The organism is Pseudomonas sp. CGJS7 (genome assembly GCF_036961695.1).
This window is the reverse complement of the sequence record NZ_JBAMDI010000090.1, coordinates 21,340-46,398: the sequence shown is the minus strand read 5'-3', so window position 1 is coordinate 46,398 and position 25,059 is coordinate 21,340. Positions and strand designations below refer to the sequence as shown.

Below are 25,059 nucleotides of genomic sequence, written 5' to 3'. Positions count from 1 at the left end.
CCGGGCTGGAAGAGCTGTCGGCGCGGGTGCGCGCGGCCTCGGCGGCGCACTGAACCGTACCTACGTATCGGCTACGTACACGCCGATGCGCTTGGGCGATAATGCCCGGATGCCTGTCTGTCCCGTGATCCCGCGCCGCCGTAGTCGTTCCGCCCCGTCCGTCCCGCCGGGCCGGGCCGTGGCCGCGCCGGAGTCCGCTTCGTGCCGATGAACGCCAGCGCGCCAGCGCCGCGCGAGCCGGCCGCCGCCGCGAATTCGGTCAGCGTGGTGCTGTGCGCCTACAACGGCGTGCGCTTCCTGCCCGAACAACTCGACAGCCTGCTCGCCCAGACCCGCCGCCCGGACCGGATCGTCCTGGCCGACGACGCCTCCACCGACGCCACCTGGGCGTTGCTGCAAGCCTTCGCCGAACGCGCCGGCGCGCTCGGCGTCCAGGTCGAGACCCATCGCAACCCGGCCAACCTCGGTTACCTGCGCAATTTCGAAAGCGCCTTGCAGCGCGCGGGCGAGGGCATCGTTTTCCTCAGCGACCAGGACGACGTCTGGCATCCGGACAAGATCGAGCGCTTCCTGGAACAGTTCCAGCGCCGGCCTTCGCTGGGCCTGCTGCACAGCGACTCGCGCCTGGTCGACGCCGACGGCGCCGACCTGGGCGAGCGCATGTTCGGCATCCTCGGCGTATCCGCGGGTGAGCTCGAAGCCTTGCACGGCGGCCGCGGCTTCGAGGTGCTGGTCCGCCGCAACATCGTCACCGGCGCGACCATGGCCGTGCGCCAGGAACTGTTGCGCCACGTGTTTCCGATTCCCGCCAACTGGGTCCACGACGAATGGATCGCGCTGCTGGCCTCGGCCATCGGCGAGATCGACAGCCTGGAATCGCCGTCGATCGACTACCGCCAGCACGGCGCCAACCAGATCGGCGCGCGCCGCCGCACCCTGGCCGAGCGCCTCGGCGGCAGCCGCGAACGCTTGCAGCAGATGCAGGGACTGGTCGGCAAGTTCGAAACCCTGTGCGCCTTCATCGAACGCCACGACCCGCCGATTCCCGCCGACAAGCGCGCGGTGATCGTCGAACGCCTGAACCACCTGCGCCTGCGCCTGGCGATGCCGGGCAACCCGCTTCGGCGCTTGCCGCTGGTGCTGGAAGAATGGCGCCACGGCCGTTACCGACGCTTCGCCAGCGGCACCCGCTCGCTGGTCTGCGACGTGCTGGGGCTGCGCTGATGAGCGCCGCGCAAACCGGCGGCGATGTCTGCGCCGCGATCGTCGCCTATCACCCGCAGATCGAGCTGTTGGATCAAGTGATCGCCGCGGTCCAGCACCAGGTCGGCCGGGTCATGGTGTTCGACAACGCCAGTCCCGGCGAGACCCTGGACCGGTATTTCGAAGCCTTGCGCCAGCGCGGCGTCGAGGTGTTCCGCTCCGACCGCAACGTCGGCCTGGGCAGCGCGATCAACCACGCCGCGCGCGCCGCGCGCGCGGCCGGGTTCGCCCAGATTCTGTTGATGGATCAGGACAGCATCGTCGATCCGGGCATGGTCGAAACCCTGCAGCGGCATCTGCGCGAGTTGCAGGCCCAAGGCCCCGTCGCCGCGGTAGGGCCGCAGTTCCGCGATCAGCGCACCGGCGAAGTCGCGCCGTTCGTGCGGATCGCCTTCCCGATGAACCGCAAGCTGTTCGGCGGGCCGGGGCAGGTGGTGGAATGCGATTTCCTGATCACCTCCGGCACGTTGTTGCCGCTGGAGGTGCTCGATACGGTCGGCGGCATGGACGAAGGCTTGTTCATCGACAACGTCGACGTCGAATGGAGCGCGCGCGCGCGTTATCGCGGCTACGCGCTGTACGGGATCTGCGATGCGCGCATGCAGCACCGGATCGGCGATCTGGTGCCGATCACCGGCCTGCTGCCTTCCTACAAGCGCGTGGTCCACAGCCCGACCCGGCTGTATTACATGATGCGCAACCGGGTGCTGCTGTACCGCCGCGCGGAAGTGCCGCGGCGCTGGGCGGCGCAGGATTTTCCGCGCCTGCTGCTGAAATTCTTCGGCACCGCGGTGTTCCTCAAGCCGCGCCGGGAGTATCTGCGCGCGATGCTGGGCGGGCTGCGCGACGGCATCGCCGGCCGCGACGGCCCGATGCCGCCCAAGCGCCCGCGCGGGGGCTGAGCGCGGCGGCGGCTTTGCCGATCCGGCGATTCGGGCTGAACCAATGCCCAATCGCGGGGTCCGATTCGGCATCGTCCACCCCGGGCGGCGCGGACGCGCCCTGCGGACGCCTGCGCTAGACTTCTCCGCGACTCCCCGTACGGCACCCCTGTGGCCCGAATCGATTACGACGAAGACGAGCACGACGACAGCGACGACCACGGCAGCGCGCCGAGCTGGCGCCGCCGTCTGGTGACCTGGGCCCTGGCCGCGGCCGGTCTGGGCCTGGGCTTCCTGATTCCCTACACGCTCTATCTCAATCACGAAGTCGGCGAACGCTTCGGCCAATTGCAGTGGCAGATTCCCACCCGCGTGTACGCGCGGCCGCTGGAACTCACCGCGGGCCTGGCGCTGGATCCGGCGACGCTGAAGACCGAGCTGGACGCGGCGTCCTACCGCGAAGACGGCGGCGAGCGCCCGGGCACCTACGCCCGCGAAGGCGGCCGCTTCACCATCGCCAGCCGCGGCTTCAACGACGTCGACGGCACCGTGCAACCGCGCCGGATCGAAGCGGTGGTCTCCGGCGGCCGCGTCGCCAGCGTGCGCGACCTGACCACGCGCAAGGCGATCCGGGTCGCGCGCCTGGACCCGGCGCGCATCGCCACCCTGTACGGGCAGAAGCAGGAAGAACGCCGGCTGGTGCGGATCGAAGAAGTGCCCGAGTTGCTGGTCACCGGCCTGCAGGCGGTCGAAGACCGCGACTTCAACAGCCACTTCGGCATCGACATCAGCGGCATGATCCGCGCCGCGTTCAAGAACGTCGCCGCCGGCCGCGCCAAGCAGGGCGCCAGCACCCTGACCCAGCAGCTCGCCCGCAGCGGCCTGCTCGGCATCGGCCAGGAACAAACCCTGACCCGCAAGGGCAAGGAAATCATCTACGCGCTGTTGATCGAGGCGCGTTACGACAAGCGCACGATTCTTGAGGCGTACTTCAACCAGGTGTATCTGGGCCAGCGCGGCTCGCAGGCCATCCACGGCGTCGCCGCGGCCTCGGAGTTCTGGTTCGGCCGCGATCTGCGCGATCTCAACACCGAACAGATCGCGCTGTTGATCGGCATCGTCCGCGGCCCGTCGTATTACGACCCGCGGCGCAATCCCGAGCGCGCCCTGGGTCGGCGCAACTTCGTCCTCGGCGAGATGCTCGAAACCGGGCTGATCAAACAGGAAGAACACGACCGCGCGATCAAGACCCCGCTGGAAATCACCCAGAACCCCGGCAACATCGCCGCCAACCGTTTCCCCGCCTACGTCGATCTGATCCGCCGGCAACTGGCGCGCGACTATCCGGCCGACGCGCTGGCCGGCGCCGGCCTGAGCGTGATGAGCGGCATGTCGCCCTCGGCGCAGGCGCAGGCCGAAGGCGCGGTGACGCGCACGCTCAAGAACCTGGACAACAAGCGCCGCCCGCCGTTGCAGGCCGGTCTGGTGGTCACCGACGTGCACAACGGCGAAGTGGTCGCGGTGGTCGGCGCGCGCGAATTCGCCCAGCACGGTTTCAACCGCGCGGTAGAAGCGCAGCGGCCGGTGGGTTCGCTGCTCAAGCCGTTCGTGTACCTGCTGGCGTTGGCGCGGCCGAGCGAATTCAATCTGTCCTCGTGGGTCGACGATTCGCCGGTGACGGTGAAGCTGGGCCGCGGCCGCAACTGGAATCCCGGCAACTCCGACGGCCGCAGCCACGGCCTGGTGCGGATGATCGATGCGCTGGCGATGTCCTACAACCAGGCCACGGTGCGCATCGGCATGCAGGTCACGCCGGAAAGCGTCGCCGAACTGGTGCAGAAGCTGGCCGGCATCCAGGCGCCGAACAATCCCTCGCTGATTCTCGGCGCGGTCGATCAAAGCCCGTATGCGATGGCGCAGCTGTATCAGTTCCTCGCCTCCGGCGGCGAAGTGCAGCCGCTGCATGCGGTGCGCGGCGTGCTCGGCGCCGACGGCAAGGCGGTCAAGCGCTACGACAAAGAACCCGCGCCGGCGCAGGAAGGCGACGCGATCGCCGCGCGCCTGATCACCATCGCCCTGCAGCACGCGATCACCAACGGCACCGGCCGGCAATTGGTCGGCGACGGCCTCGGCCGCTTGTCGCCCGCCGGCAAGACCGGCACCAGCAACGACGGCCGCGACAGCTGGTTCGCCGGCTGGACTGGCGATCATCTGGCGGTGATCTGGGTCGGCAACGATCAGAACCAGGCCACCGGCCTGTACGGCGGCACCGGCGCGATGCGGGTGTGGTCGGCGATGTTCTCGCGCCTGCCGACCGCCGCGTTGAAGGTCACCGACAAGGGCCTGGACTGGCAGTCGGTGATCGGCACCAACACCACCGACGCCAGCTGCGCCGGCGCGCGCCGCTTCCCGTTCGTCGCCGGCTTCGCCCCGGAATACGCGCCGTGCCCGGCGCCGCAAGCGGAAGCCGAGCAATCCAGCGGCGGTTGGCGCGAGTGGTTCGGCATCGGCAGGGACAAGGACGAACCCGCGCGCGAACCGGCGCCTTCGACCAATCCCCCGTCCCCGGAGCAGTAAGCCATGAACCGCAGTTCCCTCCACGGCGCCGCCGTCCGCGGCGCCGCGCTCGCGGCCTTGACCGTATTGGCCGCGTGCACGGTCGCCCCGCCGCAACCGGCCGCGTTGGCCGAAGCCGCTTTCAACGGCGAAGCCGCGGTCGCCAAGGTCCGCGCCGCCGGCGGCGCGAATGCGCGCGAGCTGGATGTGCAGCCCTTGCGCGACACCCAGGTCGAAGACCTGCGTCAGCGCGCCACCGCATTGGAAAAGACCCGCAAATACGCCGAAGCCGCGGCCGCGCTGGATCAGGCGCTGCAGATCAACGCCTCCGATCCGGCCTTGCTGCAGGAACGCGCCGAAGCCGCGCTGTTGCTGCACCGCCTCGACGATGCCGAGCGTTTCGCTCGCCAGGCCTTCGACGGCGGCTCCAAGGTCGGGCCGTTGTGCCGCCGGCATTGGGCGGCGATCGCGCAAGCGCGGCAAGGCAAGCTCGACGGCGTGCTGGCGGCGATGAAATTGGCCCAGCGCCAGGACCATTACGACGCGCTGGTGCCGCAACGCACCCAGGCGATGGCCGCGCAGAAACAGGCGCAGGCGCAGATCGACACCTGCACCGTGGCCGCGCCGGCGCGTTACTGAGCCCTGCATGGAACCCAGCCGCTTAGGCGTAGCCAGCCGCGCCGCGCTGAGCGAAGGCGGCGATCTGGCCCGCAACATCGCCGCGTTCGCGCCGCGCGCGGCGCAGCAAGAGCTGTCGGTGGCGATCGCCGACGCGTTCGAATCGCGCTCGACCTTGCTCGCCGAAGCCGGCACCGGCACCGGCAAGACCTTCGCCTATCTGGTGCCGGCGCTGCTGTCGGGGCTGAAGACCATCGTCTCCACCGGCACCCGAGCGCTGCAGGATCAGCTGTACCACCGCGACTTGCCGCGGGTGCGCGACGCGCTCGGCGTCGGCCTGAAGACCGCGCTGCTGAAAGGCCGCGCCAATTATCTGTGCAAGTACCGCACCGAACAGGCCAAGGGCGAGCCGCGCTTCACCAGCCGCGAATACGCCGCGCAGTTCCAGCGCATCGTCAGTTGGTCCGGCCGCACCCGCATGGGCGATCTGGCCGAGCTGGAGGCGCTGGCGGAAGATTCGCCGCTGCTGCCGATGGTGACTTCCACCGCCGAGAACTGCCTGGGCAGCGAATGCCCGATGTACGCCGACTGCTTCGTGGTGCAGGCGCGCCAGCGCGCGCAGGCGGCCGATCTGGTGGTGGTGAACCATCACTTGCTGCTGGCCGATCTGGCGCTCAAGCAGGAAGGCTTCGGCGAAATCCTGCCGGGCGCGCAGGCCTTCGTGGTCGACGAGGCGCATCAGCTGCCGGAACTGGCCGGGCAATTTTTCGGCGACGCGATCAGCGCGCGGCCGCTGGTGGAACTGGCCCGCGACGCGGTCGGCGAATGCAAGAACGTCACCGGCGCGCTGGCGAGCCTGCAGGTGCCCGCGCGCGATCTCGAACAAGCCGTGCGCGGGCTGCGCGCGGCGATGGACGATCTGCCGGTGCGCGCCACCCGTCGCCGCGCCGCCGAACTGCCGGCGGTGGAAGCGGCCTTCGACACCCTGGAAGCCGCGTTGCGGGCGATGCAGGCGGCGCTGGAACCGATGCGCGCCGCCGCGCCGGGTTTCGACAGCTGCCATGCCCGCGCCAAGGACTTCGAAACCAAACTGCGGCGCTGGCGCGGCGCGCCGGTCGCGATGGTGGCGCAGGACAGCGAAGACGACGATTTCACCCCCAAGCCGCGCCGCACCGAGGCCGATGCGGCCGCCGAAGCGGAACCAGCGGCGAGTACCGACGAAGCGACGCCGCCCGCGGCGCCCGACAACAGCGTGCTCTGGTACGAACTGACCGCGCGCGGCTTCCGCCTCAGCCGCACCCCGCTGGACGTCGCCGGCCCCTTGGCCGATCACCGCGAACGCTCGCGCGCGGCCTGGGTGTTCACCTCGGCGACCTTGGCGGTCGGCGGGCATTTCCAGCATTACGCGCAGAAACTGGGCTTGAACGAACCTAAGACCCTGCTCGCGCCGAGCCCGTTCGATTGGGCTCATCAAGCCTTGCTGTACCAACCGCCGGGCCTGCCCGATCCGGTGGTGCGCCACTACAACGAGAGCATGGTCGACAAGCTGCGGCCGATCCTGGAAGCCTCCGGCGGCCGCGCGTTCGTGCTGTTCGCCTCGCACCGTGCGCTGCGCGAAGCCGCCGAGCTGTTGAAGGGCGGCCCGTGGCCGCTGTTCGTCCAGGGCGAAGCGCCGCGGCATGTGTTGCTGGAGCGCTTCCGCGCCTCGGGCAACGGCGTGCTGCTGGGCGCGGCCAGTTTCCGCGAAGGCGTGGACGTGGCCGGCGAAGCCTTGAGCGTGGTGGTGATCGACAAACTGCCTTTCGCCGCGCCCGACGACCCGGTGTTCGAAGCGCGCCTGGACGCGATCCGCCGCGGCGGCGGCAACCCGTTCCGCGACGAGCAACTGCCGCAGGCGGTGATCGCGCTCAAACAGGGCGCCGGCCGCCTGATCCGCAGCGAAACCGACCGCGGCGTGCTGGTGCTGTGCGACCCGCGCCTGACCTCCAAGAGCTACGGCAAGACCTTCCTGGACTCGCTGCCGCCGCTGCCGCGCACCCGCCGGATCGAGGCGGTGGCCGATTTCTTCGCCGGACGCCCGGTGGTACTAGAATCGGCGGCATCGGCCGCTGGGTCCGACGACGACTACTACTACCGCTGACAGCGAGGCCGCGGCCATGAGCGAACGCGAAGGTTCCGAACCGTCCCCGACCGACCCGGCGGCGCCCGCGCGCAAACCGCGTGTGCACGGTCTGGGCGGGGTGTTCTTCAAGGCCCGCGATCCGTCGGCGCTGTCGGCGTGGTACGCCCGGCATCTGGACGTGGGCTCGCAAGAGGGCGGTTGCGCGCTGTTCTCGTGGAAACGCGAGGACACCGGCGCCGACGCGTTCACGGTGTGGGCGCCGTTCGCCGAGACCACCGAGTATTTCGAGCCCAGCGACAAGCCCTACATGCTCAATTTCCAAGTCGACGACTTGGCCGCGACCTTGCGCGCGCTGCGCGAAGAAGGGTGTCGGGTGTTGGATCGTTACGAGGAAAGCGAGCAGGGCAAGTTCGGTTATGTGGTCGATCCGGAGGGCGGGTTGATCGAGTTGTGGCAGGCCAATCCGAACGATCCGGCGGTGGTGGGGGAGTGACTCATCGTGCTGAAGCCGAATATCCAGAGACTTCAGCGCCATCCCGCCAGAACGTCATTCCCGCGAAGGCGGGAATCCAAAAACTTCAGCGTCATCCTTCCAGTTCGTCATTCCCGCGAACGCGGGAATCCAGCGACTTCAAACGTTCTCGCACGAAAGGCCCTGGATTCCCGCGTCCGCGGGAATGACGGGCAAAGGCGAAGGCAAAAGCCGCGACCGAATCCATAGTCACGCAACACCCAACGCAACACCAAAACCCCAATGAACCTCCTAGCTTTCGAAACCTCCACCGAAGCCTGCTCCGTCGCCCTGTGGCTGGACGGCGAAGTGCGCGAGCGCCACGAACTCGCCCCGCGCCGCCACGCCGAACTCTCGCTGCCCTGGGCCGAGCAACTGCTGTCGGAGGCCGGAATCAAACGCAGCCAACTCGACGCCATCGCCATCGGCCGCGGCCCCGGCGCCTTCACCGGCGTGCGTCTGGCCATCGCCATCGCCCAAGGCATCGCCTTGGCGTTGGACAAGCCGATCGTGCCGGTGTCGACCCTGGCGGTGCTGGCGATGCGCGCGCACGGCTTGAGCGAGCCCGCGCAAGCAAACGCCCGCGTCTTCGCCGCGATCGACGCGCGCATGGGCGAGGTCTACACCGCCGCGTTCGAACTGCGCGACGGCGACGCGATCGCATTGAGCGAGGAAGCCGTCTTGGCGCCGAACGAGGCGATCGTTCCCGGCCAGGACAACGGCTGGTTCGGCGTCGGCACCGGTTTCGCCGCCGCCGAAGGCGCGTTGGCTCAAGCGCAACGCACCCGCTTTGTCGCCATCGACCCGGCCGCGCTGCCGCACGCCGCCGATCTCGCCCGACTGGCCGCGCTCGCCTATGCGCGCGGCGAAGTGGTCGCGCCCGAACGAGTCGAGCCGGCTTATCTGCGCAACAACGTCGCCCTGACCATAGCCGAACAGATCGCCCTGCGAGCGAAATCGAAATAACCGAAGACTTCCCTCCTTCGGGGCGAACACAATCAAGCGGCAACGGATTGTTGCCTTTTTATTGGTTACGCGGATCGGTTGCTCAGCCGAGCAACACGCAAAGGTCATTTCACGCCGAAGTCGGACAAGGACCAGAACGGCGAATTCATCGGTTGCTTTTCGAGCGCGGCCCAGGAACACTGGCATTTCGAGAACGGCAGCGCTGGATAGATTCGATTCGGCGTCATGCCGAAGTGCTTGCGATGTGCTGCGAGCGATGGCAGGGTTTTTTTGCTCTGAACAGCGTAACGGTCAGTTTGTTGCGCGACGCGATGAGATGCGGGTCAGGTTGATTTGCGAAATCCACGCGGCGAGGGCGGTTGCGGATGCCAATGAATTGGTTGCCTTGGGCGGTGATGGGGTATGTGTTCGCATTCGGTCTGGCGACTCCGATGCTGATGGAGTTGCCGTCCCGGCTGGCTAGCGGACGCATCAATCGCCGCGGCTTCCGCGGCCGCGCGGTCACTCCCGGCATGGGGTTGGGTCTGGTGTTCGCGCTACAGGTGCTCGGCTTCGTTTGTTGGTTCGTGGCTTGCCTTGTGCCGATCATGTTGTCCGCGTCGATGAACCGGTTGTACGCGCCGGCTTTCTGGTTCGGTACGCCGTTCATGCTCGGCGTGATCCTGATCGCGCTGATACGCATTAACAGCAAGCGCCGTCGTCGCCGGTAACGGCGACGGATATTGACCAAAAAATTGCGAAGCGCCATCGAGCGACACGGCCGCCGGGGCAGGTATCGTTGGGAAAGCCGCGCTGAGAAAGTAACGCGACATTCGTCGGCCGCACTCACCAGGAAGGAGAGACCCCGCATGGACACATCGGTAGACACGGCGATCGGATCGCCGAGGCGGCGACATGATTAAGCTGTCGCGCAACCACGCCAATCGCACCGGTGGCGGCGCGGTCGAACGGGTGTTCCGATCGGGCATCCACAACGTGTTGCTGATCGTCGGAGTGCTGTCGCTCGGGTTCTTCGTCTATAACGTCGTGGACGTTTTTTCGTTGCGCTGGGAAGCGCGATTGTTGGATCGGCAACGGGTTTGCGAGCCGCGATACAGGGGCGGCTGCCGGTATCTGTACACGGTGGAGATGGGCGGGCAGACCAAGCACCGATATGCCGTGCCGGGCAATGTCTTCGACGCGGCCGATGAAACCCCGGGCAACTCGATCAGCAAGACTGGCTTGGGCTTCCACTACCAGGTCAATGGCGTTAACAAGACCTGGGGCCTGGCGCCGTACTTCGCCAGATTCGGGCTGCTGGGCGCGCTCCTGATCGGCTTGTGGAGCTGGCATCGCATCGCCGAAATACTGGCGCGGCGGAAAAAGTATCCGCTGACGTAAGCGACCACGGCATCGCCAACGTTCGCGGTGCGCGCCGCAGCGGGCTTACTCGTCGACCAAAGACCCGCCCGGCAAGAAATTCCAGGTCCGGGTCACATGCAGAATGTCCGGATTTTCCTCGGTCTTCGGCAACGGCGGATACGGTTCGGCCAATTTGGCGATGCGGATCGCCGAGGCGTCCAGCAACGCGATGCCGCTGCTGCGCACGATGTCGGCGCGCTCGACGCTACCGTTGCGGCGCACCGCCACGCTGATTACCACTTGCCCGGCCAGATGCCGGCGCCGCGCTTCGTCGGGGTAGTTGAGGTTGCCGACCCGTTCGACCCGGTCGACCCAGCCGCGCAGGTAGCCGGCCCAGGCGTATTCGGTGGTGCTGGCGGAAACGAACTTGCGGGTCGGGCGCTTGGCGTAGCGCTCCGAGCGCATGTGGATCTCGGCGGCCAGCCGGGCCATTTCGATGTCGTGTTCGATCTTGCGTTCGCCCGGCGGCAGCGGCCGCTCGGTCGGGGTCTGGGTGGCGCGGTCGCGCGCGGTCACGGTCTCGCCGCGGGTGCTGCTGACCACCCGCGCGACCGGTTCGGGTTGCGCGGTCGGCGATTGCGCGCGCAGCGCCATCTGGGCCACGCCGGCTTCGGCCTGCGGCGCCGGACCGGACTGGTTGTCGCGCGGGCGGGTGCTCTTGTCGTGCTCGCCGCCGCCCTGGTTGTTGGCCTGGGCCAGGAAGTCGGCCTGCTTGGGCGTCAGCGCGGTCTGGGTCTGGGTCAGGATCACGTCGAGGGTCGGCACCACCGGCGCGGCTTTCTCCAGGGTGTAGCCGACCCCGAGCAGGAAGATGCCGTGCACGACCACCGACAGCACGATGGTGGCGCTGAAGCGCTGCGGCTCGGCCAGGCCGCCGCCGGGCAGGGGAGGCGCCACCGAACTCATGCGGCGCGGGCGGCGGTCAGGCGGGCTTCGATCGCGTCGAACAGCAGGCCGGCGATGTTGAGGCCGAATTGTTCGTCCAGTTCGCGGATGCAGGTCGGGCTGGTGACGTTGAGTTCGGTCATGTAGTCGCCGATCACGTCCAGGCCCACGAACAGCATGCCGCGGCGTTTCATCTCCGGGCCGACCTCGTGGGCGATCCAGCGGTCGCGCTCGCTCAGCGGCCGGCCTTCGCCGCGGCCGCCGGCGGCGAGGTTGCCGCGGAATTCGTCGCCCTGCGGAATCCGCGCCAGGGCGTAGTCCACCGGCACGCCGTCGACCAGCAGGATGCGTTTGTCGCCGTCGCTGATCTGCGGCAGGAACTTCTGCGCCATGACCAGGTGCCGGCCGCCGTCGCCGAGGGTTTCCAGGATCACGTTGAGGTTGGCCTCGCCGGCGCTGGCGCGGAAGATCGAGCGCCCGCCCATCCCGTCCAGCGGCTTGAGCACGGCCTGGCCGTGTTCGTGGACGAAGGCCTTGAGCTCGGCCGCGTCGCGGCTGACCAGGGTGTCGATGCAGCACTGCGGGAACAGCAGCGCGGCCAGCTTCTCGTTGTAGTCGCGCAGGCCCTGCGGGTCGTTGACCACGAACGCGCCGGCGCGCTGGGCGACCGAGAGGATCTGGGTGTCGTGCAGGTACTCGGCGTCGACCGGCGGATCCTTGCGCATCAGGATCACATGCGCAGCGCCGAGCTCGATTTGTGACGAGCCTCCCAATTCGTACCAGCCGGCTTTGTCGTCGCGCACCCGCAGCGACGCCAGATTCGCTACGGCTTTTCCGCCGCGCAGGCTCAAACCGCCGGGTTTGACGTACCACAGCCGATGTCCGCGCCGCTGGCCTTCCAGTAGCATGGCGAAAGTTGAGTCCTTGGCGATCTTGATCGACCCGATCGGGTCCATCACGACGACGATGTCCAACGGCATGGGAACGGAATCCTCAAAGATTGACGTGATGGTAGCAGGCGGGTCGCCGGTATCTGTCATGATGGCGGGGTCGCAAACGGTCGCGCTGCGTCCATTTGCGACACGCAACGAACAAGTCATCGCCACAGGCCTGGGGTGAGGATACGCAGGCCGATGGAAGCGGTCGCCGGCATGATGTGATGTCCGGCAAATGCGCTCCGTGATGGCGATGCGTTGCGTATTCAGTTTCCCGGCACGGAACGCGCGCTTGACAGTCCGCGTGCGGCTTGGAATAAAGACGGCTTCGCAACGCCTGGGGATTCACGGCGTTTGCAATGGGGGATACAAAGAATGCTCGACGAGGTTCGTAGCGGCAGCCTCGATGGTCTCAGGGTCATGGTGATCGACGATTCCAAGACCATCCGTCGAACCGCCGAGACGCTGTTGAAGCGCGAAGGATGCGAGGTGGTCACGGCCATCGACGGATTCGAAGCGTTGGCGAAGATCGCCGATCAGCAGCCGCAGATCATTTTCGTGGATATCATGATGCCGCGTCTGGACGGCTATCAGACCTGTGCGCTCATCAAGAACAATCAGTTGTTCAAGGGCACGCCGGTCATCATGCTTTCGTCCAAGGACGGTCTGTTCGACAAGGCGAGGGGTCGCATCGTCGGCTCCGAGCAATACCTGACCAAGCCTTTTACGCGCGAGGAACTCCTCGACGCGATTCGCAAGCACGTACACGCCTGACCGGGGGGTAGGGCACACCATGGCACGCATCCTGCTTATCGAGGACTCGCCGACGGACACCGCGGTACTGACTCAGCTGTTGCAGCGCAACGGCCATGAAGTTTTCGCCGCGGGCAGCGCCGAGGACGGGATCGAGACCGCCAAGCGGGAACGGCCGGACCTGGTGATGATGGACGTGGTGTTGCCGGGCATGAACGGGTTCCAGGCCACGCGCGCGCTCAGTCGCGATGCGCAGACCAAGGAAATCCCGGTCCTGATCGTCAGCACCAAAGGGATGGAAGCCGATCGCGTCTGGGGCATGCGCCAGGGCGCGCGCGACTACATCGTCAAACCGCCGCGCGAGGACGAGCTGATCGCGCGGATCAAAGAATTGCTGGGTAACTGACACGATGACCCTGAAGACGCCGTTCGATGTGCTGAGCGATTACGAGCGCCGCTCTCTGGCGCACGTACCCGGTCTGCCCGAACAGCTCGATGCGCCCGGCCTGTGGCGCGGCGTGGGCTACCGCATCGGCGGGCGCCGGCTGGCCTCGACCTTCACCGAAGTGGTGGAAATCCTGTCCCTGCCGCAGGTCACCCAGGTGCCCGGCGCGCAGGCCTGGATGCTGGGGCTGGCCAATGTGCGCGGCAGCCTGCTGCCGATCGTCGACCTCAAGCAGTTCCTGGAAGGCGAGCGCACCGTGCTGCACGAAGGCCAGCGCATCCTGCTGGTGCGCCAGCCCGGCGGCGATGTGGCGGTGCTGATCGATGAGCTCTACGGCCAGCGCAGCTTCCACGACCAGCAACAAGTCGGCCTCGACGACGACAGCGCCCAGCGCATGGTCGAAGGCCGTTACGCCCATTTCGTCGATCGCGCCTACCTGATCGACGGCCAGCCCTGGGGCATCTTCAGCCTCGACCGGCTGGCGCGCACTCCCGAATTCCGACAAGCAGCGGCCTGAAGCCGCTCCCTTAATCCAGCACGCAAACGCACGTACACCTGAGGTTTCCGAACCATGAGCACTGTGATGGACAACGCCGGCAAGAGCCGCCTACTGGGCGCCAATACCTGGCTGATCGTGCTGGGCCTATCGGTGTTGGTGTTCGGCCTCAACACAGGCTACGCGACCTGGAAGGCGGCCCGTCTGGGCGGCGCCAGCTCGGCGGCCTCGCGCTTGCAGGTCAACTCGCAGAAGCTCGCGGTGCAAGGCCGCGAAGCGGTCGGCGGCAACAAGGACACCTTCGCCGAGTTCAAGAAGACCAAGGCGGCGATCGACTCCGACATCCAGCAGCTCAACGACAACTTCGGCAGCACCGCCGGCGTGTCCGGCCCGATCGGCGTGGTCAGCAAGAACTGGGAGCCGATGGGCAAGAGCGCCGATCAGGTGATCGCCTCCGAGCAGGCGGTGCTGGCCCTGGCCTTGAACGCCGACAGCTTCTCCGGCCGCGTGCCGCAGCTGCAGGCGCGCCTGGACGAACTGGTCCGGGCGATGTCCGCCTCCGGTTCGCCGTCCTCGCAGGTCTATATCGCCCTGCGCCAGGTGGTGCTGTCGGCGACCATGGCCCGGCGCATCACCGAAATCCGCGCCGGCGGCAGCGGCGCCGGCATGGCCGGCGAAGCGCTCGGCCGCGACGCGATCGTGTTCGGCAACATCCTCACCGGCCTGCGCAAGGGCGACGCCTCCTTCGGCGTCAACGCGCTGTCCAACGGCGGCGCGCTGGCCGCGCTGGGTCAGGCCGAGGCGCTGTGGCTGGAAATGAAGAAGGACCTGGACGCCATCTCCGGCAGCTCCAAGAACCTGTTCCAGGCCCAGGCGGCGGCCGAATCGATCACCGGCGGCTCGGACAAGATGCTGGCCGAGAGCGAATCGCTGTTCAGCGCCTTCACCTCGTTCGGCTCGGTCCGCGACACCAGCGTGTTCGGCAACATCTGGGTCTCGATCATCTCCGGCCTGGCCGCGCTGGTCGCGATCGCCGGCTTGCTGTTCTCGTTGAACTACGCCCAGCAGCGCCGCTACCAGACCACCAAAGAACTCAACGATCGTAACCAGGAAGCCATCATGCGGCTGCTGGACGAAATGGGTTCGCTCGCAGAAGGCGACCTGACGGTAAAGGCGACGGTCACCGAAGACATGACCGGCGCGATCGCCGACTCGATCAACTTCGCCGTCGAGCAGCTGCGCAGCCTGGTGCAGACCATTACCGACACCTCGGTGCAGGTCGCCTCCAGCGCCCAGGAAACCCAGGCCACCGCCATGCATCTGGCCGAGGCCGCCGAACACCAGGCGCAAGAGATCAACTCGGCCTCCGACCGCATCAGCGAAATCGCGGCCTCGATCAACCAGGTGTCGAAGAACTCGGCCGAGTCGGCCGACGTGGCGCAGCGCTCGGTGCAGATCGCGACCAAGGGCGCGGGCGTGGTGCGGCAGACGATTCAAGGCATGGACTCGATTCGCGATCAGATCCAGGAGACCTCCAAGCGAATCAAGCGCCTGGGCGAGAGCTCGCAGGAAATCGGCTCGATCGTCGAACTGATCAACGACATCTCCGAACAGACCAACATCCTGGCGTTGAACGCGGCGATTCAAGCCGCGTCCGCCGGCGAAGCGGGCCGCGGGTTCGCGGTGGTGGCCGACGAAGTGCAACGACTCGCCGAACGCGCGTCCAACGCGACCAAGCGAATCGAGACGTTGGTCCAGACAATTCAGTCCGACACCAACGAAGCTGTGAGCTCGATGGAACAGACGACCTCCGAAGTGGTCGCCGGTGCGCGATTGGCCGAAGACGCCGGTACCGCGCTGGGCGAGATCGAAAAGGTGTCGTCGGATCTGTCGAACCTGATTCAAGGCATTTCCAGCGCGGCCCAGCAGCAGTCCAGCGCGGCCTCGAACATCACCCAGACGATGAACACGATTCAGCAGATCACCTCGCAAACCTCGCAAGGCGCCAATCAAACCGCGGCATCGATTGGAAACCTGGCGCAGTTGGCCGCCGACCTGCGCCGTTCGGTCGCCGACTTCAAGCTGCCGGCCTGAGGGCCGGCGGTGTCGCCGCGGTAAGCGCGGCGGGGTAGGCGATGGACCGGCGGCTGCGAGCGGCCGCTTACAAGCGATGTGTTTTGAAGCGGCCTGCTCTGAACAGCGTGCTCTGAAACAGACTTACGAAAGGGTTGTACCGAGGATGAAGCGTCCGACACATCGCTGGCTGAGCCGAGGACCGCGTCTGCGACGCGGCCGCGTTGAAGCGCGGAGCACGCCATGACCGCCCTGCGCGAAGCCATCGACACCACCACGCTGGGCTGGATCAAGCCCGAGCTGGACGAAACCCTGCGTCAGGCCCGGCAGGAGATCGAGGCGTTCGCCGAAGATCCCGCCGACACCTCGCGCATGCGGGTGTGCGCCAACCATCTGCACCAGGTGCACGGCACCTTGCGCATGGTCGAGCTGTACGCCCCGGCGATGGTCGCCGAGGAAATGGAGCGGCTGGCCCTGGCCCTGCAGCAGGGCGCGGTGCACGACCGCGATGAGGCCTGCGCGGCGCTGATGCGCGGCGTGGTCCTGCTGCCCGACTACCTGGAACGCCTGCAAGGCGGCCATCGCGATATTCCGATCGTATTGCTGCCCTTGCTCAACGAACTGCGCGCCACCCGCGGCGAGTCGGGTCTGAGCGAGAGCGTGCTGTTCGCCCCCAATCTGGACCGTCCGCTGCCGGCGCATCTGCCGCCACCGCTGCCGGTCGGTAGCGGCGGCGGCCGCAACGTCAGCGCGCCGCATCTGGCCTCGCTGCGCGACGCGCTGGCCGCATGGCCGGAAGACGGCGCGCCGGGCAACACCGCGCAATTGGCTTCGGCTATCGACGGCCTGCTCGCCGATGTGGTGCTGGAACCGGTACGGCGCATGCTGTGGGTGGCCTCTTCGGTCGCCCACGCCGTGCGCGACGGCGCGCTGCCGCCCACGCGGGCGCTGCGCCAGGCCTTCGGCGGGGTCGAACGCGAGGCCCGGCAGATGCTGGCCGACGACGGCTTCAGCGCGCCGCGCGGCGAGCCCGCGGCCGAGCCGACCCGGCAACTGCTGTATCACGTCGCCCACAGCGACGGCCGTCATCCGGCCCTGGACGATCTGCGCCAGACCTTCGAACTGGCCGCGCACCTGCCCAGCGAGTCCGAACTCGAACACGCCCGCGGCAGCCTCAGCGGCCGCAACCGCGCGCTGCTCGACACCGTCGCGGCGGCGATCAAGGAAGACTTGCTGCGGGTCAAGGACGCGCTCGACCTGCACCTGCGCACCAACCAGACCGATGTCGGCGAACTGCGTCCGCAGGTCGAGGCGCTGGCCCGGGTCAGCGACACGCTCGGCATGATGGGCCTGGGCATGGCCCGCACCGTGGTGCTGCAGCAACGCGATGCGATGAACGACATCGTCGAAGGCCGCCGCGCCGCCGACGAAGGCACCCTGCTCGATGTCGCCGGCGCGCTGCTGTACGTGGACGCCTCGCTCGACGACCAGGTCTCGCGCCTGGGCCTGCCCGACGACAAGGCCGAAGAAGACCTGCTCGCCGGCGAAGCGCGCAAGGTGCTCGACGTGGTCGCGCGCGAAGCCATCGCCAACTTCGGCGACGCGCGCCAGTCGTTCGTGGCCTTCGTGGAAACCAAATGGGATCACGAGGAACTCACCGAAGTTCCGCGCGTGCTCGATGAAGTCGCCGGCGCCCTGCGCATGATCGAGCTGCCGCTGGCGGCCGATTACCTCACCGGCGTCAAGCGTTACACCGAAGTCGAACTGATCGGCCGCCGCCGCGTGCCCAGCGGTCAGCAGCTCGACACCCTGGCCGATGCCCTGGCCAGCCTGGAGTACTACCTGGAGGCGCTGCGCGAGCAGCGTCCCAACCGCGACGACATCCTCGACATTGCCCGCCAGAGCCTGGAAGTGCTGCGTTACTGGCCGCTGCCGGACGTGGTCCGGGCCGAGCCGCAGGCCGAAGCCGCACAAACCGCCGCCGCGCCGCAGGCGCCGGCCGCGCCCGTGCGCGAAACCGCGGCCGAGGCACCCAAGCCGCCGCAGGTTCCGGTCGCGCCCGATTGGGGGCTGTCGGACATCGAAGTCCACGCCGCGCCGAGCGCGTCGCAGCCGGTCGAGGCCGAACACGGCGCCGCCCAGTACACCTCCGCGTTCGAACCGGAAACCGCGCAAGCCGCGGCGCCGGCCGAATCGGCCGATTTCACCGAGCGCGTCTCCGGCGGTCTGGTCAACACCGCTTTGATGGAGGCGGTGCCGTCCTCGCCGCCGTCGTTCCTGGGCCAGTCGCAACCGGCGCAAGGCGGGTTCGAAACGGTCGACGACATCGACGACGAAGTGCGGGAAATCTTCCTCGAAGAGTTCGAAGAAGAAATCGCCAACCTCGATCAGCTGCTGCCGGCCTGGCGCGAAGCGCCGGACGATCTGGCCCGGGTGCAGCCGGTGCGCCGCGTATTCCACACCCTCAAGGGCAGCGGCCGCCTGGTCGGCGCGCGCACCTTGGGCGAGTTCAGCTGGAAGGTCGAAAACCTGCTCAACCGCGTGCGCGAGCACGGCCGTCCGGCCAGCCCGGAAGTGATCGATCTGATCGAACACGCGCACCGCGCGCTGCCCGGCTTCTACGCCGCGCTGCGCAACGAAGCGCCGCTCAGCGTCGATGTGGCCGGGATAGAAGCCCACGCCGACCTGCTCGCCAGCGGCGAGGAGGCCTTCTATACCGCGCCGGTGCGCAGCGCCGACAGCGCCGCCGAATCCGACGCCGCCCAGGCCGCGGCCGATCGCCCCGTCATCGACGGGCCGTACGTGCCGGCCTCGGTCGATCCGGTACTGCTGGAAATCCTCGACGGCGAAGTGGCCGGCCACCTGGTCACCATCGAAGCCTGGCTCGCCGCCTCGCAGGCCAAGCGTCAGCCGGCCAGCGATCAGCTGCAGCGTTCCATCCACACCTTGAACGGCGCCTTCGCGATGACCGAAGTGCCGGTCATCACCGACGTCACCGGTCCGACCGAAGCCTACGTCAAGCGCCTGCTCGCCAGCGCCGCGCCGGTCAGCGACGAAGGCGTGTCGGCGTTGACCGCGGTCGCCGACGCGATCCGCCGCACCGTCGAGGCGCTGAAGTCGCCGATGCCGCATGTGCCGATGTTCGTCGGTTTGCCCGAACGCATCGCCGCGCTGCGCGACAGCCTGCCCGACGCGCGTTCGCCGATGATCGTGGAAGAGTTCGATATCGAACTCGACGGCGCGGGCGACGGCCAGGATCTGTCCGAACTCACCGCCGCCGAGCTCAGCGCCTTCGAAGGCTACGACCTGCCGCGCGAGAACGAGAGCGTCGGCGCCGAGACCTCGACCCCGGCGTCCAACGAGGAAGCCTTCGAAATCAGCCTGGACGTGCTGCCGGGCGAGTTCGATCCGCGCATGCTCGGCGCGATGGGCTTGAGCGACGCCACGCTCGCCGAACAGGCGCGTGTCGACGCCGAGCGCGTGGCCGCCGAACAGGCCGCCGCCGCGCGCATCGCCGCCGAACAAGCGCAAGCCGAGCGCCTGCAGGCCGAACGCGCGCAAGCCGAACGCGAAGCCGCCGAGCAGGCCGAAGCCGCGCGCATCGCCAGCGAACAGGCCGAAGCCGCGCGCCGCGAAGCCGAACGCCTTGCCGCCGAGCAGGCAGAAGCCGCACGCGTGGAAGCCGAACGCCTTGCCGCCGAGCAAGCTGAAGCCGCGCGCATCGAAGCCGAACGTGTCGCCGCCGAGCAGGCCGAAGCTGCGCGCATCGAAGCCGAACGCCTTGCCGCCGAACAGGCCGAAGCCGCGCGCGTGGAAGCCGAACGCGTTGCCGCCGAGCAGGCGGAAGCCGAACGCATCGAAGCCGAGCGCCTTGCCGCGGAGCAGGCCGAAGCTGCGCGCATCGAAGCCGAACGCGTTGCCGCCGAGCAGGCGGAAGCCGAACGTGTCCAGGCCGAACGCCTTGCCGCGGAGCAGGCCGAAGCCGAGCGCGTGGAAGCCGAGCGTGTCGCCGCGGAACAAGCCGAAGCCGAACGTCTTGCCGCCGAGCAAGCCGAAGCCGAGCGTCTGGAAGCCGAACGCGTCGCAGCGGACGCCGCCGAAGCCGAACGCGTCGCCGCCGAGCAGGCCCAAGCCGAGCGTCTGGCCGCCGAACAAGCCGAAGCCGCGCGCCTGGAAGCCGAGCGCCTGGCCGAAGAAGAGCGCCTGGAATACGAGCGCCTGGAAGCGGAATACGCCGCGCAGGCCGAGGCCGAGCGTCTGGCGGCCGAGCAGGCCGAAGCCGCACGCCTGGCCGCCGAGCAAGCCGAAGCCGAGCGTCTGGCCGCCGAACAGGCTGAAGCCGAGCGCGTCGAAGCCGAGCGCGTGGCCGCCGAACAGGCCGAGGCCGAGCGCCTTGAAGCCGAGCGCGTGGCCGCGGAACAAGCCGAAGCCGAACGCGCCGAAGCCGAACGCCTCGCCGCCGAGCAAGCCGAAGCCGAGCGTGCGCACGCCGAACGCATCGAATCCGAACGCCTCGGCGCCGAATACCTGCAAGCCGCGACCAGCGAGCCGGACGAAATGGTCCAGGCGCACCTGGAGGACGAGGCCGAGCGCGCCGCCGAAGCCGCCGCCGAGGCCGCCTCGCGCGCGCAATCCGCGCCCGCGCCGAGCAGCGCCGTCGCCGGCATTTCCGCCGCGCTCGCGGCGGCCTATGCGCGCGCTTCCAGCGCCGATCCGGATCCGGAAGACACGCTGGACCTGAGCGAGCTCGATCCGGAACTGGTCGACATCTTCGTCGAAGAAGGCGGCGACCTGCTCGACCACTCCGACGGTCTGCTGGCGCAATTGCGCGACGCGCCGACCGAGCGCGAACCGCTGGTCGGCCTGCAGCGCGATCTGCACACGCTCAAGGGCGGTGCGCGCATGGCCGGCATCATGGCCGTGGGCGAACTCGGCCACGTCATGGAATCCTTGCTCGAAGCCGTGGTCGACCATCGGGTCGAACTCGGCCGCGACGGCATCGTCCTGCTCGAACGCGGTTTCGACCGCCTGCACGCGATGGTCACCCGGGTCGGCGCGCGCAAGGCCATCGCCATGCCGCAGGCGCTGATCGCGATGTTCGACGCGCGTTCGCGCGGCGAGACCCTGCCGGGCATGGTCGAAGGCGAAGCCTTGCTGCCGACGTCGGCAGTGTCCGCGCCGGCCGAAGACAGCGGCGCGCTCAAGCCGTTGTCGGCGCCGATCGTCGATCAGCCGTTCCTCGACGAAGACGACATCGGCGTGCGCGCTCCGCAGGAGCAAGTGCGCATCCGCGCCGACCTGCTCGACCGCCTGGTCAACTACGCCGGCGAAGTCGCGATCTACCGCGCCCGCCTGGAACAGCAGTTGGGCGCGTTCCGCGGCGCGATCGCGGAAATGGCGCAGACCAACCTGCGTATGCGCGATCAGCTGCGCCGTCTGGAAATCGAAACCGAAGCGCAGATCATCGCGCGCTACCAGCGCGAGGGCGAATCGGGCGATCAGTCGTTCGATCCGCTGGAACTCGACCGTTTCTCGACCCTGCAGCAGCTCTCGCGCGCGCTGGGCGAATCGGCGGCCGACCAGAACAGCCTGCAGAACACCCTCGACGACCTCACCCGTCAGTACGAAACCCTGCTGCTGCAACAGTCGCGAGTCAGCTCGGAACTGCAGGAAGGCCTCATGCGCACGCGCATGGTGCCGTTCGATACGCTGCTGCCGCGTCTGCGCCGCGTGGTGCGTCAGGCGTCCTCCGAACTGGGCAAGCAAGTCGCGCTCAAGCTGGAAGGCACCCAGGGCGAACTCGACCGCAACGTGCTCGAACGCATGACCGCGCCGCTGGAGCACATGCTCCGCAACGCCGTCGCCCACGGTCTGGAAAAACCCGAGCAGCGCCGCGCCGCCGGCAAGTCCGAAGAAGGCACGGTGCGCATCGCGGTGCGCCGCGAAGGCTCGGAAGTGGTGTTGGAAGTGGCCGACGACGGCGCCGGTCTGGACCGCGCGGCGATCCGTCGCCGCGGCGAAGAGCGCGGCCTGGTCCGCACCGACGCGGTGCTGTCGGAAGCCGATCTCGACACCCTGATCCTGGAACCGGGCTTCTCCACCGCCGACGAAGTCAGCCGCCTGGCCGGCCGCGGCGTCGGCATGGACGTGGTCGCCAGTGAAGTGCGTCAGCTCGGCGGTACGCTCGACATCCATTCCGATCCGGGCAAGGGCGTTCATTTCACCCTGCGCCTGCCGCAGACGCTCGCGGTCACCCAGGCGGTGTTCGTGCGCATCGGCGACATCACCTTCGCCGTGCCGATCGCCTCGGTCCGCGGCGTCGGCCGCCTGTCGCGCGAACTGCTCGACGCCGGCGATGTCGCTTACCGCTACGGCGGCGAGGACTACCACGTCCACGATCTGGGCGTGCTGGTCGGCCACGCGCCGGCCAAGGCCGAAGGCCAGCTGCAAATGCCGCTGCTGCTGATCCGCTCCGGCGATCTGCGCGCCGCGGTCACCATCGACCAGGTCATCGGCAACCGCGAAATCGTGGTCAAGCCGGTCGGTCCGCAGGTGGCGTCGGTGCCGGGCATCTTCGGCGCGACCATCATGGGCGACGGCCGCGTGGTGGTGATCCTGGACATCGCACCGCTGGTGCGTCGCCGCGCCGCGCTGCTGCAGGACTTCAGCCAGAACGTGGCGCCGCCGCCGGCGCCGGTGGAAACCCGCCGGGTGCCGCTGGTGATGGTGGTCGACGACTCGGTGACCATGCGCAAGGTCACCGGCCGCGTGCTGGAACGCCACAACTTCGAAGTCGTGGCGGCGAAGGACGGCATCGACGCGCTCGAACGCATGGCCGAGCGCGTGCCCGACCTGATGCTGCTCGACATCGAAATGCCGCGCATGGACGGCTACGAGTTGGCCACCCAGATGAAGGCCGACCCGCATCTGCGCGACGTGCCGATCGTGATGATCACCTCGCGTACCGGCGAAAAACACCGTCAGCGCGCGTTCGAGATCGGCGTGGAACGCTATCTCGGCAAGCCGTATCAGGAGCCCGAATTGATCCGCAACGTGTTCGAACTGCTTGGAATTTCCCGTAGTCATGGCTGAAGCAGAACGTCGCGTCGTACTGTTGGCGCGGGCCGGCGTGGCCTGCGAGCGTTTGCGCGGCGCGTTGGCCGAGGCCGGCGCGCATCTGGTCCTGGAAGGCGACCCGACCGTGCTCGATCCGGCCGCGCTCGACGCGGCCAATCCCGACGTGGTCGTGGTGGTGCTGGACCCGGCCGCCGAAGACGCGCTGGACCGTTTCGAGAACGTGCTGATCGATCCTTCGATCGAGGTGATCTTCGAAGAGGCCGAACTGGCCGCGTCGCGCGAAGGTTGGGACGCCGCGCGCTGGGCGCGCCACCTCGCCGCCAAGCTCAACCGTCACGGCGATGTGTTGCCGCCCGGGCGCGAGCCCGAGCCGGACGCGGTGCCGGTGCTGGTCGCCGACGGCTTCCAGCGCCCGGCCTCGGACGCCTCGCCGCTGGCGCAGGAACCGGTGTCGCCGGAGATCGAACTCACGCCGCTGCCGCAAACCGCGGCCGCCGACGATTTCGCCGATATCGAGGAAATCGAAGCGATCGAGGCCTTCGAGGCCGAGATCGAACCGGTGCCGGCGCAATCGCCGCGTGCCGACTCGCCGTTGACGTTCGACGCGGTATCGGCCGAACCGGCTTCCGATGTCGCCTCCTTCGCCGCCGCCGAACAGATCGGCGAGTTGGAGCGGGTCGCGCCGATCGGTTCCTCCGGCGACCGCATCCTCACCGATCCCGCTCCGCTGCCGGATGAGGCGCGCGAATTCTTCGCCCGTCAGGCGCTGGGTTCGGTGCCGCTGGGCGAGGCGGAGGTGATCGAAATTCAGGCCTATGCGGCCGACGACGACGTGGAAGAACTCGGCGCCCAGCCGGCGGTGCACGCCGAGCAGGACCAGACCGAGTACGACTTCGCCAACCTGACCCTGGAAGCGGCCGACAGCCAGGCCGCGGTGCCGGGCCAGGCCAAACCGTACTCGGCCGATATCGGTCAATGGGTCCAGGCCGACGTCGCCGACGCCGACCTGCCCGCGCTCGACGACGCCGGTTTGGGCGATCTGGAAATGTGGCGCGCGCCGGCACCGAACCAGGTCCACGAACTGGTCGATCTGGACGCCGCCTTCGCCGCCGAGGGCGCACGCATCGATTTCGACGCGACCCAGCGCGATCCCACGCCGATGGCGCCGATCGAGTTCGACGACGGCCGCCATGGCGTCGGCGCCGAGGTGGTCAAGTTCGAATCGACCTTCGAGTCGAACCTGGATTTCGATCTGCAAAACGAAGACGCGCCCTTGGCCGCGCGCGCACCGGCGGCGCCCGCGCCTTCGGTGCCGGATTGGTCGTTCAGCGACGAAGCCAGTCTGGTCAGCGCCGCCACCGGTCAAAGCGGCGGTCACGGCACCGCACCGCTGGCCAAGCACGATCTGGACGAAATCGAACGCCGTATTTCCGGGCTGGAATTGGTCGACGATCGCCTGCCGGAGAACAACCGCAGCGGCGCGATCCTGGTCCTGGCCGGCATCGGCGGTCCCGACGCGGTGCGCCAGTTGCTCGGCGCGTTGCCGGAGAATTTCCAGCGACCGGTGCTGGTGCAACAGCGCCTGGACGGCGGCCGTTACGACAAGCTGGTCGCGCAGATGCAGCGCGCGACCTCGGTGTTGGTCAAGCTGGCCGAAGTCGGCGCGCGCACCATCGACGGGGTGATCTACATCCTGCCGGCGGGCGTGGGCATCGAGGTGTCCGACAACGGCATCCAGTTCGTCGAAGGCGGCGAGGTGATCGAGGCGTTGCCCGCATCCGACAGCGCGGTGCTGTTGTTCAGCGGCGCCGACCCGGCCCAGGTCGACGCGGCGATGAAGTTGTCCGGCCACGGTGCGCTGGTCGCGGGCCAGGCTCCGGACGGTTGCTACGACGCCGCCGCCGCCAGCGCGGCGATCGCGCGCGGCGCCAGTCAGGGGCAGCCGGCGGAACTGGCGGCCAAGCTGGCGACGCGTTGGGCCAAGCAAAGCCCGCTCTGAGTTTTCGCCGGCAAGGTTCGGCCGAAGCTGGGGCAGGGCGTTTCACTACTCGGCTTCGTCCATCGAAGCCTTCGCAAC

The 25,059-nt window shown here is 68.2% G+C and carries 18 protein-coding genes; 16 read left to right on the top strand and 2 right to left on the bottom strand.

Annotation, left to right across the window (positions count from 1 at the left end; genetic code table 11):
• Window positions 1–207 precede the first annotated feature (207 nt).
• The 10 genes from V7787_RS36810 (at window position 208) to V7787_RS36770 (ending at window position 10,297) form a co-directional block, all read left to right on the top strand.
• Window positions 208–1,224: a glycosyltransferase family 2 protein gene (locus tag V7787_RS36810; RefSeq protein ID WP_336092473.1), complete on the top strand. Its 1,017-nt coding sequence runs from the start codon at window positions 208–210 to the stop codon at window positions 1,222–1,224.
• Complete coding sequence (locus V7787_RS36805) at window positions 1,224–2,165, top strand: glycosyltransferase family 2 protein (protein WP_336092471.1); 942 nt, start codon at window positions 1,224–1,226, stop codon at window positions 2,163–2,165. Before V7787_RS36810 ends, V7787_RS36805 begins: the two co-directional genes overlap by 1 nt.
• Before the next feature lie 150 nt (window positions 2,166–2,315).
• Window positions 2,316–4,721: a penicillin-binding protein 1B gene (gene mrcB / locus V7787_RS36800; RefSeq protein WP_336092468.1), complete on the top strand. Its 2,406-nt coding sequence runs from the start codon at window positions 2,316–2,318 to the stop codon at window positions 4,719–4,721.
• Window positions 4,722–4,724: 3 nt separating this feature from the next.
• Entirely contained in the window at window positions 4,725–5,339 is a 615-nt protein-coding gene (locus V7787_RS36795; protein WP_336092466.1) for a hypothetical protein, read from the top strand.
• Between the two features lie 7 nt (window positions 5,340–5,346).
• A complete protein-coding gene (locus tag V7787_RS36790; RefSeq protein WP_336092463.1) occupies window positions 5,347–7,458 on the top strand; it encodes an ATP-dependent DNA helicase in 2,112 nt (703 codons plus the stop codon).
• A gap of 16 nt (window positions 7,459–7,474) precedes the next feature.
• On the top strand, window positions 7,475–7,933 hold the full coding sequence (locus tag V7787_RS36785; protein WP_336092460.1) for a VOC family protein: 459 nt from the start codon (window positions 7,475–7,477) through the stop codon (window positions 7,931–7,933).
• Between the two features lie 261 nt (window positions 7,934–8,194).
• Window positions 8,195–8,917, top strand: a complete 723-nt coding sequence (tsaB, locus tag V7787_RS36780) for a tRNA (adenosine(37)-N6)-threonylcarbamoyltransferase complex dimerization subunit type 1 TsaB (RefSeq protein WP_336092457.1) — start codon at window positions 8,195–8,197, stop codon at window positions 8,915–8,917.
• Window positions 8,918–8,995: 78 nt separating this feature from the next.
• The gene (locus V7787_RS53210; RefSeq protein ID WP_442965348.1) at window positions 8,996–9,127 is read left to right on the top strand and encodes a DUF7710 domain-containing protein; all 132 of its coding nucleotides are present in this window, start codon (window positions 8,996–8,998) and stop codon (window positions 9,125–9,127) included.
• A 221-nt stretch (window positions 9,128–9,348) separates the two neighbouring features.
• Window positions 9,349–9,627: a hypothetical protein gene (locus V7787_RS36775; RefSeq protein ID WP_336092454.1), complete on the top strand. Its 279-nt coding sequence runs from the start codon at window positions 9,349–9,351 to the stop codon at window positions 9,625–9,627.
• 184 nt (window positions 9,628–9,811) lie between these two features.
• Window positions 9,812–10,297, top strand: a complete 486-nt coding sequence (locus V7787_RS36770; protein ID WP_336092453.1) for a hypothetical protein — start codon at window positions 9,812–9,814, stop codon at window positions 10,295–10,297.
• Window positions 10,298–10,342: 45 nt separating this feature from the next.
• Here the strand turns inward: V7787_RS36770 and V7787_RS36765 are convergent, their stop codons facing one another.
• Window positions 10,343–11,215: an energy transducer TonB gene (locus tag V7787_RS36765; RefSeq protein ID WP_336092452.1), complete on the bottom strand. Its 873-nt coding sequence runs from the start codon at window positions 11,213–11,215 to the stop codon at window positions 10,343–10,345.
• A gap of 5 nt (window positions 11,216–11,220) precedes the next feature.
• On the bottom strand, window positions 11,221–12,183 hold the full coding sequence (gene gshB / locus V7787_RS36760; protein ID WP_336092450.1) for a glutathione synthase: 963 nt from the start codon (window positions 12,181–12,183) through the stop codon (window positions 11,221–11,223).
• Window positions 12,184–12,513: 330 nt separating this feature from the next.
• Between gshB and pilG the strand changes: the two genes are divergently transcribed.
• From pilG to V7787_RS36730, 6 genes are all read left to right on the top strand, one after another.
• On the top strand, window positions 12,514–12,912 hold the full coding sequence (gene pilG / locus V7787_RS36755; protein WP_031372856.1) for a twitching motility response regulator PilG: 399 nt from the start codon (window positions 12,514–12,516) through the stop codon (window positions 12,910–12,912).
• A 19-nt stretch (window positions 12,913–12,931) separates the two neighbouring features.
• Window positions 12,932–13,297 carry a response regulator gene (locus V7787_RS36750; RefSeq protein ID WP_336092445.1) on the top strand — a complete coding sequence of 122 codons (366 nt, stop codon included), beginning with the start codon at window positions 12,932–12,934 and terminating at the stop codon, window positions 13,295–13,297.
• Between the two features lie 4 nt (window positions 13,298–13,301).
• Complete coding sequence (locus V7787_RS36745; RefSeq protein WP_336092443.1) at window positions 13,302–13,853, top strand: chemotaxis protein CheW; 552 nt, start codon at window positions 13,302–13,304, stop codon at window positions 13,851–13,853.
• A 54-nt stretch (window positions 13,854–13,907) separates the two neighbouring features.
• Complete coding sequence (locus V7787_RS36740) at window positions 13,908–15,926, top strand: methyl-accepting chemotaxis protein (protein WP_336092441.1); 2,019 nt, start codon at window positions 13,908–13,910, stop codon at window positions 15,924–15,926.
• Window positions 15,927–16,148: 222 nt separating this feature from the next.
• Window positions 16,149–22,997 carry an Hpt domain-containing protein gene (locus V7787_RS36735; RefSeq protein ID WP_336092440.1) on the top strand — a complete coding sequence of 2,283 codons (6,849 nt, stop codon included), beginning with the start codon at window positions 16,149–16,151 and terminating at the stop codon, window positions 22,995–22,997.
• Window positions 22,990–24,981 (top strand): chemotaxis protein CheB, encoded by a 1,992-nt coding sequence (locus V7787_RS36730; RefSeq protein ID WP_336092438.1) that lies wholly within the window; start codon window positions 22,990–22,992, stop codon window positions 24,979–24,981. The genes V7787_RS36735 and V7787_RS36730 overlap by 8 nt, the downstream gene beginning before the upstream one ends.
• Window positions 24,982–25,059 lie beyond the last annotated feature (78 nt).

Bases quoted from the DNA above. Each gene is read 5' to 3' on its own strand.
- V7787_RS36735 (WP_336092440.1), top strand. From the start codon at position 16,149: ATGACCGCCCTGCGCGAAGCCATCGACACCACCACGCTGGGCTGGATC.
- V7787_RS36785 (WP_336092460.1), top strand. From the start codon at position 7,475: ATGAGCGAACGCGAAGGTTCCGAACCGTCCCCGACCGACCCGGCGGCG.
- pilG (WP_031372856.1), top strand. From the start codon at position 12,514: ATGCTCGACGAGGTTCGTAGCGGCAGCCTCGATGGTCTCAGGGTCATG.
- V7787_RS36750 (WP_336092445.1), top strand. From the start codon at position 12,932: ATGGCACGCATCCTGCTTATCGAGGACTCGCCGACGGACACCGCGGTA.
- tsaB (WP_336092457.1), top strand. From the start codon at position 8,195: ATGAACCTCCTAGCTTTCGAAACCTCCACCGAAGCCTGCTCCGTCGCC.
- V7787_RS36790 (WP_336092463.1), top strand. From the start codon at position 5,347: ATGGAACCCAGCCGCTTAGGCGTAGCCAGCCGCGCCGCGCTGAGCGAA.
- V7787_RS36775 (WP_336092454.1), top strand. From the start codon at position 9,349: ATGCTGATGGAGTTGCCGTCCCGGCTGGCTAGCGGACGCATCAATCGC.
- gshB (WP_336092450.1), bottom strand. From the start codon at position 12,183: ATGCCGTTGGACATCGTCGTCGTGATGGACCCGATCGGGTCGATCAAG.
- V7787_RS36795 (WP_336092466.1), top strand. From the start codon at position 4,725: ATGAACCGCAGTTCCCTCCACGGCGCCGCCGTCCGCGGCGCCGCGCTC.
- V7787_RS36730 (WP_336092438.1), top strand. From the start codon at position 22,990: ATGGCTGAAGCAGAACGTCGCGTCGTACTGTTGGCGCGGGCCGGCGTG.
- V7787_RS36805 (WP_336092471.1), top strand. From the start codon at position 1,224: ATGAGCGCCGCGCAAACCGGCGGCGATGTCTGCGCCGCGATCGTCGCC.
- V7787_RS36745 (WP_336092443.1), top strand. From the start codon at position 13,302: ATGACCCTGAAGACGCCGTTCGATGTGCTGAGCGATTACGAGCGCCGC.
- V7787_RS36770 (WP_336092453.1), top strand. From the start codon at position 9,812: ATGATTAAGCTGTCGCGCAACCACGCCAATCGCACCGGTGGCGGCGCG.
- V7787_RS36740 (WP_336092441.1), top strand. From the start codon at position 13,908: ATGAGCACTGTGATGGACAACGCCGGCAAGAGCCGCCTACTGGGCGCC.
- V7787_RS36810 (WP_336092473.1), top strand. From the start codon at position 208: ATGAACGCCAGCGCGCCAGCGCCGCGCGAGCCGGCCGCCGCCGCGAAT.